The following is a 14,664-nucleotide window of genomic DNA, read 5'->3' as shown; positions in this document are numbered from 1 at the left end:
ATTAGACCTATTTCACAGGTCGAAAAATTATTTAAAGATGGGATTAAAAGATTTGTTTTATCTTCGTGCCCTTCGTGTTCTTCGTGGTTTTTAAAAGATGTGGGTAAGGATAAGCCCCTCAAGGGAGAGGGAATTTTGCTTTGTCTCCCAACTAACTGCTTAACTTAGTTTTGAGTAGTTACCAACATTCTAACCCTCAATATTTAACATGTCAAGTTAAATTTTCAGAGTCGCTCTCTTTTATATTTTCCTTGACTTCCTGAACTGCTTCTGATATTATAAAAGACGGTGTAACCGTTCAGCCACCAAGGCACGAAGACACGAAGGGGAATGAACACTTACAAATGGTTAGGCAGAAAGTCGGGATGGTTCACTTTACTGTGAAAGCTTGCGGCTGAGAGGTAGGGTGGGCACCGCCCACCAAAAAGGCGTAGATGGCGAACAGATTGGTGGGTAATGTCCACCCTACTTCTGCGGAAGGTTAACCGCGCCTAAAGTTTCACAAGAAAATGGATGATTTTGAACCGTCCCAGAAAGTCGAATTTTTGCCACCGAGGCACAGAGAAAATATCAAAAGACATGCAGACATCAGGTAAGGTAACCACCACCAAGCTGCTTCAAATGAAATCGGCTGGGGAAAAGATCACTATGCTGACGGCCTATGATTACCCTACAGCCAGATTATTGGATGAGGCCGGGATAGATATTATCCTGGTAGGAGATTCTCTGGGGATGGTCGTTTTAGGGTATGAGAATACTCTACCGGTAACCATCGAGGAGATAATTTACCACACCCAAGCAGTTAAGCGGGGGACAAGCCGGGCCCTGGTGGTGGCTGATATGCCCTTTCTCTCCTATGAAGTTGAGGTATCTCAGGCTGTTTTGAATGCAGGACGATTAATCAAAAAGGGAGGAGCTGAAGCGGTTAAAATGGAAGGTGGGAGTGAGATAAGCGAGACGATTTCTGCCATCGTCAGGGCAGGGATACCGGTTATGGGACATATTGGCCTCACCCCGCAGTCAATTCACCAGTTAGGTGGTTACAAGGTCCAGGGACGGGATAAGGGTGCGGCCAAAAAACTCAGGGCCGATGCCTTCGCCCTTTCGGCGGCCGGGGCCTTTGCCCTGGTAATAGAGTGCGTTCCCTGGCCGCTGGCCCAGCAGATAACTCAGGATATCGGTATGCCCACCATCGGTATTGGAGCCGGGGCCTACTGTGATGGTCAGGTTCTTGTCCTGCATGATCTCCTTGGTCTCTACGACCGGATTCATCCTAAGTTTGTGCGGCAGTATGTCAACTTAAACCCCCTTATTTCCAAGGCGATCAAAGGGTATATTTCAGACGTAAGGGAAAGCAAATTCCCCAGTTTGGAGGAAAGCTACAAGTAATAGCGAATAGTAGGGTCAGACCTTGATTAATAAGTGCTATAGCTTCAGCTACTGATTACCGATTACTGATCACCAGCCTTCTGCAGGGTAAAGCAGAAGGCAGAGCCGTTACCGACTGAGCTTTCCCCCCATATCCGTCCCCCATGTTCAGTAATAATAGTCTTGCAGATAGCCAGACCAAGCCCTGTTCCCTTTACGGCCTTATTATAAGGGACGTTCACCATTTGAAATTTATTAAAGATCTTGGACATTTCCTCCATGGGAATGCCTATACCGGTATCGACCACTCTAACCTCAACCCATTGGGGTTCCTCTTTGGCTTCAATATTCACCCTGCCACCCCTCCGGGAAAATTTAATAGCGTTACTGAGTAAATTAATCAGGACCTGATTTATTCTATCAACATCAGCTAAAACCGGTGAAAGGAACTGGGGAATAGAGGTATTAATAGTAATCTTGTGCTCATCAGCCAGAACCTTCATTTCTGAAATAGCATATTTGACCATGGTAGGAAGGCTGGCTTTCTCTAATCTTATCTTTATCTTGCCTGCCTCTATCTTGGATAGGTCAAGGATGTCATCCACTAACTTGGACAACCTATTGACGTTCCTCAACCCAATTTCAATGAATTCAGACTTATCTCCGTATATCTCCCCCCTTGACATTTCTCTTAAAAGGAGTTCCAAAGATCCCTTAATCGAGGTTAAGGGGGTCCTGAGTTCGTGAGAAACAGTGGCCACAAATTCGGATTTAGCCTGAGAAATTTCCTTTAAATAAGTTACATCGTGGAGGACACCAACCAGTCCTATTACTCTTTCCCAGGTATCTTTAAAAGAGGCTAAACTTAGATTATAGCTCTTCTTCTTTTCCGGCAGTTCCAAATCAAGGGAAAGAACTCGATTATCAGTCACAACCCTGGAGAACTCTTCCAACAATTCCTCCCGGCTATAGAGACCAAATTTCTTAATCAGATCAATAATATTTAATTCAACCTTTTCATTAGAAAGGCTGAACAGATTTTTAAATTGAGGATTAGCGCAAGTAATCACTCCAAAACAATTGGCTACCATAATCCCATCGGTGATATCATTGAGTATATTATCTATCATAATTCTATCAAGGATAATAGAATTATAGATGGAAGTAAGGGCTTCAACTTTTTGGATTATTTTTTCAGATGAAGGGATATTCAGCGGACCAATCGAAGAAATGGATAGGGCTTCATAACCTCTTTTTGTTTCAATAACTTGGGCAAGTTGATTGGCAATGATACGCAGTAGATTAAGGTTGCGTTGACTAAAGATATCCGCCTTTTGAGCGCAAAGGACCAGGACGCCGACGCATCTGTCTCTAATGATAGCCGGCAAATAGGCGCTGGCAGCTATTTCGGGTAACTCGAAGGGCTGATCCTGTCCTTCAAAGACCTCTAATTCTCTTTGTTGAGCTACCCTGCCCACCATAGTTTCGGCTAATTTCAAGTTATATTTTATTGACTCAAGTTCTAGACCCGAGCTAAATCGAGGCGCCAATCCTTTCCCCCGCTCATCAGGAAGGAAAAGGATAACTGCTTTAAAATTAAAGAACCTTTGGAGAGAAGAAAGCATCTGCCGGGGAGTTTCTTCAATTTCTACGGCCAAAAGATTCTTTCCCCTGACCCGAAAAGTTTGAGAAAGCCTGGTTACCTCTTCATCTAAAGCCCGGTTAGCTACTGTAATCTCTTTTAAGGTTATGCCTGCCCAGGAAAGTCCAATAAGAAGGGCAAAGGGTATAGTATCAATCCAGATTTCATTGTAGTTAAAGGCAGTGATGGAACTCGCCACTAAAAGTAGAAGTAAAAAGAGGGCTAAGATAATATCCTTTCTCGGACTCAACCTCTGAAAGATAAAACTCAAGCTAATCCCTAATATCAGAGTAAGGAGGGCAATGGTTAATCTATCTGCCCGTTTGATGTAATCCTGTTCGATAATGGTTCGGATGATATTGGCGTGGATTTCCACGCCAGGCATAGGATTGCTCTGGTCGGAGAAGGGGGTCATAAACTCGTCTGAAATCCCCTTAGCGGTAATTCCAACCAGGACAATCTTACCTGTAAATTCAGAGAGAGGAACACGTTCTTCCAAGACATCGGAATAAGAGAAGGTCTTGAAGGTATGCTGTCCACCGGAGTAGTTGATGAACATACGGCCTTTATCATCCATAGGGATGGCTAATGGTCCCAGGAGAAAGGTATTGCCGCGAGGAGACTGAAGATCAAGTAAAGGGATGTCCATGGCCGTCCTGACTATTTCTAATCCGAAAGAAAGAAATCCTTCCTCTGCAACGGGTCTGACCAGGTTAACCTTACGAAGAATTCCGTCCAGGGAAGGTTCAACTTCAATATGTCCAAGGCCAAGAGCCGTTTCCTGTAAGGGAGGAAGCGGCTTTAAACAGACCTCCTTTTCCTCCGAACCTGTCTGAGGCCGATCAAAGAAGACCGGGTAAACAATATTACCTGACCTGGTGGCCGAGGTGACAAAAGCCGCATCACTTAGAGGATCCCTTTTATCTTCCTCAATAAAGTGCAAATCAAGGCCGATTACCTTGGCCTGGGCCTTAGAAAGCCCATCAATAAGCCGGGCATGGTATCTCCTTGACCATGGCCAGCATCCCAGGTGTTTCAGGCTAACTGTATCTATAGCCACAATAACAATATCACTCTTGGGGTAAACTGGCCCCCGCAGCCTGAAGCGAAGATCAATCCCCATGTTTTCAAGAGGTTCAAACCATCCCAAAAGGAAAACGATGGAGATAATAAGGGCTATGGGAAGGCAAATCTTTATCCCCCAAAACCGGTCCGTCTTTTGTCTAAGGATTCTTCTGGTCAACGGTTAAGACCTCGCTGGTGACTGGTAGTCTGGTGTCTGATAATGTAGCCCAGACGTCTCGCCTGTGGGCATATTCACCGCGTAACTATTCAGCCACGAATAAACACAAATTTACACGAATAATACAAAAAATCTAATTAACCAATCTTTCGTAGTTTACTCTGTACTTTCATTGCCAATCCAACCATCTTGTAAGACAAATCTTTATACAGAATTTTCTCTTCATTCGTGTTCATTAGTGTCAATTCGTGGCTAAATAGTTACATTCACCGCCGGGACAACTGGGCTCCTTTTACCAGACACGGCTACCTCTGCAAAAAAGGACTATAAGGAAGATCTCTCTTCCCTATAGTCCTTTAGGAAAATCCTCACTCAGGGGATTAGGGATTCTTTATTCGCCTCCGCAATCCCAAGTCCCTCACCTACTGGCGCTCATCTTCCAGCAGGGCTACGGTCCTGGTAGCAATGGTAGTATTGCCCGTGGGACCTGTGGCTACCAAGGTAATCTTATTATCTCCTTTTTTCAATTTTACTATCCCTTTAAAGGTTCCGTCGTTCTCGACCTTAGCCGGAACATTATTTATGGTGACAATAGCATTATTATCGGTAATACCGGTCAATTCAAAGGTGCGCTGATGAGTAACATAATCAAGGGGTTTTATTAATGGTTTGCCGATGATTAGGGTTGGTGGAAAGTCTCCCTTCTCATCTACGTTGGCTAAGAGTTTTTCAATCTTTAGGGGGGCAATCATACCGGCTGGAGGCGAGGCAGTAGCGATCTTAAGTTCTTCACCCTCTTTGGTAGAAAGGATCCTAAGTCTGGACCCGCTCCCTTTCTCTTCGCCTGGAATGATAATTTGCTCGGCATCAGAAGCGCTGGCTTCATCCAATGTCTTAAAGAATGATACATCCGCTGTCACCGCCCTCTCTTCCTTAGCCTTGACTAAATCAGCATAACTTATCTTCTCTTTTACCGCTGCTATCTTGAGGGTCTCTTCTCCTTTATCCTCTTTGGGAATGATAATTTGCTCGGCATCAGAGGCCTTAGCTTCCTCCAATGTCTCAAAGAGGGTGACCTCCCCTGGCACCGCTCTCTTTTCCTCAGCCTTGATTAAATCGGCCGGACTCACCTTCTCTTTTACCGCCGCTATCTTGAGAGTCTCTTCTCCTTCTTCTCCCGGAATGATAATTCGATCGGCATCAGAGGCCTTAGCTTCCTCCAATGTCTCAAAGAAGGTGACATCCCCTGTCACCGCCCTCTTTTCCTTAGTCTTGACTAAATCAGTATAACTCAGCTTTTCTTTTACCGCCGCTACCTTAAGAGTATCTTCTTCTTTATTCTCTTCCGGAATGATAATTCGATCGGCATCAGAGGCCTTAGCTTCCTCCAATGTCTCAAAGAAGGTGACATCCGCTGTCACCGCCCTTTTTTCTTTAGCCTTGACTAAATCAGCATAACTTGTTTTCTCTTTTACCGCCGCTATCTTAAGACTGTCCTTATCTCCTTCTGCGGCCGCCCGGTCAATAATAATCAGCTCGGAATCTCTCTTCTTATTCCACTCATCCCACAAATCTAAGGTCAAAGGATTAACATCAGTTAAGTTGCCTTTAAGGAAAGCGACCACTTCATAACCGGCGTTAACATCTACTTCCTCTTTCGAGGTTTTAACATTTACTACCCCTTCGTGAACAGTGACCCTCGTTTGACCATCCTTGGCGACCTCCACCTTGAATTTTGTTCCCCTGACTCCAGCTACCGCAGCCGGCGTAGCCACCTCAAATTTTTTGCCTTCGGCCAGTCTTTTAACCGTAGCCCAAATCTTTCCTAAGGTAATCCCAATGCGAAACCGACCCGCTTCACCCTTCGAAATCTCTTTTATTTCGGCATCTGAATGCTCTCCCAATCGATAAGTGGAACCGTCTTTCAAAGTAACCTCTACCCACGAATTTTTACCTGATTTAATCTTATCCCCCTTTTGTAAGAGAACTTGTTTCCCGTCAACCGGAATCCAAACCGGAACATTAGCCCGTTGAATTTTAACGGCTCCACTCATTTTCTTGATATAACAAAATCCCTCTTTAATCTCTTTAATATCAGTCGGAGGAAGAGAGGCTAACCTGGTATCTTCTTTTGATTTCGACGGTGATGAGGTAACAGCAGCCGCCATCCTGGGATGCGCGGAGGGAAGTAATATCTTTTGCCCCACATAGATAAGATTAATATCTTTTATTTCTGGATTAGACTCTTTTACCTTAGCAATAAGTTTAGAGGTGATCCGACCATAATGACTTTTGATGATCTTAGTAAGACAATCACCTGGTGCCACCACAAAGATCATTCCCTCTTCCGCAGCCAGGGCAGGGATACCCATCAGGAGAATACTAAAAGCAGTCATTAGGGAAATGATTCTAATGGCTCTTTTAACGTTTAACATAATAAATACAACCCCCTTCCTTAGGCGATGATCATCTCGAATCTCGAATTGCAAATCGCGAATCGCGAATTAAAAGATAGATTCGCGATTTGCAATTCGAGATTCGAGATTAATCCGTAAAGGGCCGAAACGATGATCAATACCCTTGTTATAAATTATGGTGCGGTAAAAGTGAGGTCTCTCTCTCTCCAATGATTGAATAGACCTCTTGATTTGAGTATAACATAATTTAGATTTTTTGCAAGGAGAAAATTAAGTTTTTTTGAAAAAAAATTTGGCCTCCCTTGTGTCCTTGGCGACCTTTCTTTTTTTATCTTGACTTCGGAATTGGTTAGGATTATAATAACCGGAGACCGTGGATCTTCTCAATAAATAAGAGTTGAGAGCTGAGCCTGGAGAACAAAGAGGTTTCTTCTCTCAACTCTCAGCTCTCAGCCTAATGGACAGAAGAATATTTTCTATCATCTTTATTATTTACTTCTCATCTTTGACCCCTTATGCTTATGCCTCTATCAGGGGTAAGGTTGAGGAAGGCAACCGCCTCTTTGAAAAGGGTAAATATAAGGAAGCCCTGACCAAATACCAGGAGGCACAGATTGATGAGCCTGAAAACCCGAGACTACATTTTAACACCGGGGATACTTTATACAAAATCTCAAGATACGAAGCAGCCAGCCAGGAATACACTAAAGCAGTTAACTCTTCAGATCCTTCTATTCAGGCCAAGACTTATTATAACCTGGGCAACTGCGCTTATAAACTGGGAAGACTTTCTGAAGCGATCACTTATTACAAGAAGTCGTTGGATATTGATCCCTCTGATAAAGATGCCAAATATAATCTGCAATTCGTTCAACAAAGATTAAAAGAACAGCCGGAACAGCCAAAGCAAGGCCAGGACAAAGCAGGCCAGGGGGAGCAGACGCCGAGAAGTAAGGAAGATCAGAAAAAAAGTGATGGCTCTGACACCAGGGCGGATGCAGGGAAAGAAGGCGAGAAAAAAGAGGCAGAGAAGAAAGGGAAAGAGGCAGACAAGAGAAAGGAAGAAAAAGGAGAAAAAGAGGCAGAGCCCTTCCAGGAAGCTAAAGAAGCTAAGATGTCCAAGGAAGATGCTGAACGACTGCTGGAGGCCTTTAAAGATAAAGAAAGGGAGGCTCAGATTAAGCGAAGACTGATGATGAAACAACGCCGTGGTACAACTGAGGAGGATTGGTAAGGTAATATGACCCGGCCCGTTAAGCAGATTCAATCTCTTCCCTTAATTAAACCTCTTCCCCTGTCGCCCCGGCCGTCAGACCTGGAATTGGTTAACCAAAGTCAGGCAGGGAATCCCTCTGCCTTTAGCGAGTTAGTCAGAAGATACGAAACCAGGATTTATTCTTTGGCCTACAATATGATGGGTTCTTTTGAGGAAGCAGAAGATGTGCTTCAGGAGACCTTTCTCAGGGTTTATAAATCCCTGGACGGCTTCAGGGGTGAAGCCGGCTTTTCCACCTGGCTTTATCGGATAGCTACCAATGTATGTCTTGGTCGGCTCAGGAAGAAAGAACCTCAAGTCTCGGCTTCCCTGGATGAACTTATCGCCACCGAAGAGGGGGAAGTGCCCAGGCAAATAGAGGACTGGTCAAAGAATCCCGAAGAGGTCTTTTTATCTAAAGAATTCAAATCTGTGCTGAGCCAGACCATTACTGATCTTCCGGAGGGCTATCGCGAAGTTCTGGTGCTGCGGGATATTGAAGACCTTAAGACTCAAGAGGTTGCCCGGATACTTCACCTATCTATTCCAGCCGTCAAATCAAGGCTCCATCGTGCCCGGCTATTCCTTAGAGAAAAATTGAGCCGCTACTTTAGCCTATGAAGAAATGCCCGGCCCCGGCCGCCAAGTGCCTGTTAGATTTGATTTGACAATTCAACCTTTGATGGTTAGGCAGAAAGTCAAGATTTCACCACAGAGAACACAGAGAGCACAGAGGAGCATTGAGGTAACTATAGCCCAATCAGTCTATTATAGAAAACCACATTTCTGCCTTTTAGGTGATTTTTCTGTTCTTTAAGACTTTTTGCCGCATCATCAACCTTTGAAAGGCTAAAGAAGATTATTGAGCTAAGGAGAGAACGCCTCTCTTTACGAGAGATTAGAAAGAGGTTGGGATAAGTCAGTATATCCGCAATATATGTCGTCTATCATTTCAAAAGAGGAGGTCATATGACACAGAGAGTAATTCTGAAAGAGCTTAAGAATCTCACGATTACAGAACGCCTAACGATCATCGAAGCCGCCTTACAGTTAATACGTAAAGATCTTCAACAGGTGGAACAACCGTTTGTCCCAACAGAAAGAAGACAGCAATTAGCCGCAGCGGCTGCAGCTCTTCTACCAGATTATTCAGGTGGGGGAGAATTGACCATCTTCACGGTGCTTGACGGTGAGAATTTTCATGTGTAGGGGTGAAATCTGGTTCATCAATTTGGATCCAACGGTTGGGGCTGAGATTCAGAAGATGCGCCCAGCAATCATTGTGAACGATGATGCTATCGGAATTCTACCCCTGAAGGTAATCGTTCCTCTTACCGATTGGAAAGATCGCTATACTATTGCACCGTGGATGGTTCAGATAGAGCCTGATGCAGAGAATGGGTTAGAGAAGACGTCTGCAGCGGATGCCTTTCAGGTGCGTTCGGTGGCACAGGAACGGTTTGTCCGGCGTTTGGGGAAGCTTTCTGATACAGCAATGCAAGCAATTATCAAAGCTCTGGCGGTTGTGTTGAGCATCGAGGTAACATAACCTCTCTCATACCCTGTCAGATTTGATTTGATAGGTTGGTCTTTTGGAGAAGCAATCTCCCTCACCTTACTCTCTCCCCTCAGAGGAGAGGATTAAGGTGAGGGGAAAGAGGCTTTACCCACAAATTCAAACGTGACAAGGCACCAGTCCAGCTTGGCGAAAATTATTCCCATGAACCAGAGCCCTGTTTCCATTGTTCGCTGTAAGACATATAAAGAATTCGAGGTAGAAAAAGCGGTCAGGGAAGGAATAGAACGTCTGGGGGGATTAACTCAATTTGTTAAACCCGGACAAAAAGTCCTTTTAAAACCAAATCTCCTTTCACCTACCCCGCCGGATAAGGCCGTTACCACTCATCCGGCGGTGGTCAAGGCTATGATTAAATTGGTCAAAGAAGCCGGAGGCATACCACTGGTGGGAGACAGCCCCGGAACTCCTTTTACCAGTACTGAAAAATTACTTCAAGTCACGGGTGTTGGCCAGGCCGCCCTTGAGGCCGGGGCAAAGATAATTAGCTTTGAAAAAGAAAAATCGGTTAAGATTGAAAATCCTGAGGGGAGAGTGCTCAAAAGCTTGTATCTGGTTAAACCGGCCCTAGAAGTTGATGTGATTATTTCTTTGCCTAAATTAAAGACCCATATCTTAACCTTCCTCACCCTGGGTATCAAAAACCTATATGGCCTGGTGCCCGGACAACTTAAATCCGAATATCATCGTCTCTTTAGACGCACGGATAAATTTGCGGACGTCCTGCTCGACATCTTCACCTATCTGGCCCCTAAGGTCAAGCTGGCGGTGATGGATGCGGTAGTTGGCATGGAGGGCAATGGTCCGCAGCAAGGCCATCCGAAAGAAATCGGCCTCATATTGGCCTCTCAGGATCTGGTGGCCCTCGATGCCGTAGCCTCAAGTATCGTAGGCTTTGATCCTCTGCAGATTGAAACTACGCGAGCCGCTGCCGACCTGAATCTGGGAGAAGCTGATTTGAATAAGATTGACATCCTGGGACCAGGGATAGAAGAGGTTAAGATTGATGAACTTTTACCACCCCCTTCTCTACCCAGACGCCTTATGCCTATCCTGGAGTTCAAACCCCTGGGAAAGCTCTTCTGGATCAGACCGGTGATTAAGGGGGACAGATGCACCCAATGCGGGATATGCCGTGAGGTCTGTCCGGCCGAGGCGGTTTTAGAAAAGGACGGTCGTCTCCTCATCGATTATGACCGGTGCATCAAATGTTTTTGCTGTCTTGAGATGTGTGTTTATGGCGGGCTGGACATCCAGACGAGTCCGGCGCGTAAGCTAACCTCTCGGGTGCGTAAATTCCTGCGCCGATGATTTAACACCAGGAGTCGGGGAGACTCCTGGTGTCTGTGGGGGGTTTGGGATAGGCACTAACGAGGAATAGTTGTAATCGTTCACCACAGAGACACAGAGATACGGAGAATGATTTTAGAAAAAGCACTTACAGAGCAAATAATTGAAAAGGGAATTATTGAGCACCTACTTTGACGATATTATAAATCGTGATATTGTTAATAGCCTACATTCCGCACCTCTTTTAGTGCGAAATTCTATTTTCTTCCGACTATTCAAGAAAGTATATAGTTTACTTTTACTTACGAAAATCGTCCCCACTTGTGATCTGAACCCTTGGAGCCTCTTGGAGCTATGCCCTCTTAGGGTGCATCTAGGACCGCCGGAGTTCCAAAAGGCACCCCGAAGTGGGGTGGAATAGCCATAAGACCTTGGAAATAAAGTCCCTTAAGGGGAAGAAGCAGAAACCTGGCTAGAGAAAAATATAGAAAGTCAAGGTTTCAGGTACGGAATGTAGGATAGAAGCGCCCCCAGGATGTTTTTTAAGGGCTTTGAGCCTGGTGATCTTGGATTATAGGATATAAAAATGAGTAAGTCAAGAGAAAAGTTGAGGAAAAGAGGAAGATTTTGGGCGCTGGGCCGATGGAATGGATTCTGACCTGAACCGGGACCCCTATCCGTATCACCCTTTCTCACTCTCCACTCTAAAATTTCCCTTGACTCCTCAGGCCAAGCAGGTTATACTTACCAAGTATTAGTAAACACTAAGAAATACAAACGTATTATATAAAATGTAGGGCAACCCTTTAGGGTTGCCCTACAGTAAACATCTCAACTTATTTATGTCGTTCACTATAGTTACTTATACTTCGCGGGGCTTATGTCTAAGATCAAGGTTCTGCCGACCGACATTGCCAATAAGATCGCCGCTGGAGAAGTGGTGCAGCGGCCGGCTTCAGTGGTTAAGGAATTGCTCGAAAATTCCCTCGATGCCGGAAGCACAAAGATCTCCGTGGAGATAATGGGCGGGGGAAGGGACCTGATCCGCGTGGAGGACAACGGCTCCGGGATGACTAAAGACGATGCCCTCCTGGCCTTTGAGCGTCACGCCACCAGCAAGATCTCTTCGGCCGAAGAGCTGGATTCTATCAGGAGCTTCGGCTTCCGGGGAGAGGCCCTGCCTTCTATTGCGGCTGTCTCAATCACGGAACTGGTCACCAAAACCCCTGATTCTATCTCAGGAACCTTAGTCAGACTGGAAGGGGGAGTAGTCAAAGAAGCCAAGGAGATAGGCGCGCCTGTAGGGACCTCAATAGAGGTTCAGAGGCTTTTCTTTAATACCCCGGCCAGGAGAAAGTTCCTTAAAACAGTCGCCACTGAAGGAGGGCATATCAGCAACATTGTCTCTCTGGAGGCAATGGCTCATCCTGATATCTCTTTTAAACTTATTCATAACGGCCAGGTCGTTTTTAATGCCCCGGCCACTAAAGATTCATTAGAGAGGGTCAGCTCATTTTTAGGCGGCGAATTATCTCAGGACTTTATCCGGCTCGATTTTAAGACCGGCTCCTTCGAGGTCACTGGATTTCTGGCCCCACCCTTTCATACCCGGGCTAACAGGGCAGGACAGTCGATCTTTGTCAACCGACGCTGTATCACCAACCGAACCATCACTCACGCCCTCTACGCCGGGTATCACACCCTGCTTCCCATAGACCGCCATCCCCTCGCCGTTATATTTATTGAGATAGACCCCTCTTTAGTTGACGTCAATGTGCATCCGGCCAAAAGTGAGGTTAGATTCAGGAAGGAAGGGGATATTCACGACGGGGTAGAACAGGCCGTTCGGGAGGCCCTGTCCAGGGCCGACCTTATTCCTCGGGTAGTTGAAGCGCCTACTCCGAAGATTGGTGAGCTGGATCGAGAGGCCAGGATAAAGGGGGCGATTGAGACCTATTTCAGCCGGCAGATAAGTAAGCCAACCGAGCAGGGGAGCAGGGGAGCAGGTGGGCAATGGCCTTCAGCCGGGGCAGGGGGTGTTTCTCCTGGCACCGGAGGCAGACCGCCGGTCTCATTCGCCCCATCACCTGAAGCCTCATCCGCTTCCCGGCAGGTCTCGATGTTTAGTCAGCCCAGGCTTTATCCCCTGGCCCAAATTTATAATACCTATATTGTGGCCCAGGATGAAGAGGGCCTATCGATCATTGATCAACACGCCGCGGCGGAAAGGGTGCTTTATGAAAGATTAATGAAACAAGCCGCGCAGGCCCAGGTAAACTCCCAGCTTCTGCTTATTCCCCTCACCCTGGAGACGGATTACGCTCAGGCTGCCATATTAATTGAAAATAAGGATATTCTCAGTTCCTTAGGCTTTCAGATAGAGGAATTCGGGCAGAAGACCTTTCTGCTCAGGGCCGTGCCGGCCATTACTGAAAAGAGAAACCCCAAAGAGCTGATCTTTGACCTCCTGCATGACCTGCAAGCTATGGAGAAAACCAGAGATATTAAGGCCCTTAAGGAGCAGATGCTCATCCTCCTCGCCTGCCATTCGGCCATCAGGGCAGGTGACAAACTCAGCCCCCAGGAGATAGAGGCCCTTATCTCCCAGCTTTCGCAGACCACCTTGCCTTATACCTGCCCTCATGGGAGGCCGACCGTGATAAAACTAAGCCTGAAGGAACTGGAAAAGCGGTTTAAAAGGACTTCGTAACTACTACCGCTCGGCGAAGGTTCCTGGACGGTTTCAGCAGGGTTCTGGTGCCTTGTCACGTTAGTATTTATGGGTAGAGTCTCTTTAGTAGGGGCGAATAATTATTCGCCCCTACCTCCCGCCACGGATTTCTTGACAAAACTTGGCTTATGTGCTACACTGTTTAAACCATGATAAAACACTATGCCTGGAATGAGATTATCCCTAAAGAAGATATTTACAGCTTGCTCCAGCTAAAGCCCACCAATCGGGAAGAATATCTCAGCCTGCTGAATCTTACTTATAACCTGAAGATGGTCATTCCCTTTCCGATCCAGGTCTATTTAGAGCTGACTAACCACTGTAATCTCAACTGTGCCATGTGTAATTACGATCAGATGACCAGAGCTAAAGGATACATGGAACCTGATCTGGCCAAAGGCATCATTGACGAAGGGGCGGCCTCAGGTCGGCTCTATTATCTGGCCCTCTTTATCCACGGTGAACCGCTTCTTTATCCCCACTTGATCGAAATCATCCAGTATGCCAAAGAACGAAATGTCCCGGTGGTCAATGTAACCACCAACGGGGTGTTACTGACCGAAGAGATATCCCGGCAGATCATCGGGGCCGGCTTGGATAGTCTGGTGATCTCCTTTATGGGGGTGACTAAAGAGGGATATGTCCGATTGCAGGGGAGTGAAAGAAATTATCAGCGGGTAATGGATAACATTCAGCATATCTGTAGACTTAAGAAGGAGATGAAGAGCGAAGTCCCTTTTATCAGTCTGAAGACCCTGGTGGAGGAGACCGATGATCCTGAACAAATCGCTGGCTTTAGAAACAAATGGGAGAAGGTAGTTGATTTTGTCAATATCATTCCGGTCAATGCCCGGGGGCATGGGAATAAGATTATCCAGGTAAGTGGGAAGCCTGATCCTGAGCGGGTTCCCTGCCGTCAGGTCTGGCAGAAGGCCATTGTCCTTCACGATGGCACCCTCTCTGGTTGCTGTTACGATATTGATGGTTTAGTCTCAGGAGGCACCATCCAGGAGGCGGGTGGTCTGGGAGCGGCCTGGCAGGGAAATAGACTCAACCGGATTCGGGAGATGCACCTCCGGGGGGAATACGATAAGATTTATTACTGTCGGGATTGTCATAGTAACTATTAGGCCTGGTTCATC

10 protein-coding genes are annotated in these 14,664 nt (G+C 46.1%); 8 read left to right on the top strand and 2 right to left on the bottom strand.

The genetic code is table 11. From position 1 onward, the window contains the following. Positions 1–579: 579 nt before the first annotated feature. A complete protein-coding gene (panB, locus tag AB1797_04700; GenBank protein MEW5766911.1) occupies positions 580–1,389 on the top strand; it encodes a 3-methyl-2-oxobutanoate hydroxymethyltransferase in 810 nt (269 codons plus the stop codon). Positions 1,390–1,451: 62 nt separating this feature from the next. On the opposite strand, the gene AB1797_04695 is transcribed toward panB, so the two are convergent. Further along, positions 1,452–4,253 carry a CHASE2 domain-containing protein gene (locus AB1797_04695; GenBank protein ID MEW5766910.1) on the bottom strand — a complete coding sequence of 934 codons (2,802 nt, stop codon included), beginning with the start codon at positions 4,251–4,253 and terminating at the stop codon, positions 1,452–1,454. Positions 4,254–4,675: 422 nt separating this feature from the next. Continuing rightward, a complete protein-coding gene (locus AB1797_04690; GenBank protein MEW5766909.1) occupies positions 4,676–6,688 on the bottom strand; it encodes a FecR domain-containing protein in 2,013 nt (670 codons plus the stop codon). Between the two features lie 439 nt (positions 6,689–7,127). Here AB1797_04690 and AB1797_04685 point away from each other — a divergent pair, with 439 nt between their 5' ends. From AB1797_04685 to AB1797_04655, 7 genes are all read left to right on the top strand, one after another. Further along, complete coding sequence (locus tag AB1797_04685; GenBank protein MEW5766908.1) at positions 7,128–7,904, top strand: tetratricopeptide repeat protein; 777 nt, start codon at positions 7,128–7,130, stop codon at positions 7,902–7,904. A gap of 6 nt (positions 7,905–7,910) precedes the next feature. Then, entirely contained in the window at positions 7,911–8,546 is a 636-nt protein-coding gene (locus AB1797_04680) for a sigma-70 family RNA polymerase sigma factor (GenBank protein ID MEW5766907.1), read from the top strand. A gap of 348 nt (positions 8,547–8,894) precedes the next feature. After that, positions 8,895–9,134 (top strand): hypothetical protein, encoded by a 240-nt coding sequence (locus AB1797_04675; GenBank protein ID MEW5766906.1) that lies wholly within the window; start codon positions 8,895–8,897, stop codon positions 9,132–9,134. After that, positions 9,127–9,474, top strand: a complete 348-nt coding sequence (locus tag AB1797_04670; GenBank protein MEW5766905.1) for a type II toxin-antitoxin system PemK/MazF family toxin — start codon at positions 9,127–9,129, stop codon at positions 9,472–9,474. The genes AB1797_04675 and AB1797_04670 overlap by 8 nt, the downstream gene beginning before the upstream one ends. 171 nt (positions 9,475–9,645) lie before the next feature. Beyond that, positions 9,646–10,812 (top strand): DUF362 domain-containing protein, encoded by a 1,167-nt coding sequence (locus AB1797_04665; protein MEW5766904.1) that lies wholly within the window; start codon positions 9,646–9,648, stop codon positions 10,810–10,812. Positions 10,813–11,671: 859 nt separating this feature from the next. Then, the gene (gene mutL / locus AB1797_04660; GenBank protein ID MEW5766903.1) at positions 11,672–13,501 is read left to right on the top strand and encodes a DNA mismatch repair endonuclease MutL; all 1,830 of its coding nucleotides are present in this window, start codon (positions 11,672–11,674) and stop codon (positions 13,499–13,501) included. 170 nt (positions 13,502–13,671) lie between these two features. Continuing rightward, positions 13,672–14,652 (top strand): radical SAM/SPASM domain-containing protein, encoded by a 981-nt coding sequence (locus tag AB1797_04655; protein ID MEW5766902.1) that lies wholly within the window; start codon positions 13,672–13,674, stop codon positions 14,650–14,652. The last annotated feature ends 12 nt before the right edge of the window (positions 14,653–14,664 follow it).

The organism is bacterium (assembly GCA_040753085.1).
GTDB lineage: Bacteria > UBA9089 > JASEGY01 > JASEGY01 > JASEGY01 > JASEGY01.
This window is presented reverse-complemented; position numbering and strand designations above follow the sequence as displayed.

Excerpts from the sequence above, each read along its gene's own strand:
- panB (MEW5766911.1), top strand. The coding sequence starts at position 580 with ATGCAGACATCAGGTAAGGTAACCACCACCAAGCTGCTTCAAATGAAA.
- AB1797_04690 (MEW5766909.1), bottom strand. The coding sequence starts at position 6,688 with ATGTTAAACGTTAAAAGAGCCATTAGAATCATTTCCCTAATGACTGCT.
- AB1797_04685 (MEW5766908.1), top strand. The coding sequence starts at position 7,128 with ATGGACAGAAGAATATTTTCTATCATCTTTATTATTTACTTCTCATCT.
- AB1797_04680 (MEW5766907.1), top strand. The coding sequence starts at position 7,911 with ATGACCCGGCCCGTTAAGCAGATTCAATCTCTTCCCTTAATTAAACCT.
- AB1797_04675 (MEW5766906.1), top strand. The coding sequence starts at position 8,895 with ATGACACAGAGAGTAATTCTGAAAGAGCTTAAGAATCTCACGATTACA.
- AB1797_04670 (MEW5766905.1), top strand. The coding sequence starts at position 9,127 with ATGTGTAGGGGTGAAATCTGGTTCATCAATTTGGATCCAACGGTTGGG.
- AB1797_04665 (MEW5766904.1), top strand. The coding sequence starts at position 9,646 with ATGAACCAGAGCCCTGTTTCCATTGTTCGCTGTAAGACATATAAAGAA.
- mutL (MEW5766903.1), top strand. The coding sequence starts at position 11,672 with ATGTCTAAGATCAAGGTTCTGCCGACCGACATTGCCAATAAGATCGCC.
- AB1797_04655 (MEW5766902.1), top strand. The coding sequence starts at position 13,672 with ATGATAAAACACTATGCCTGGAATGAGATTATCCCTAAAGAAGATATT.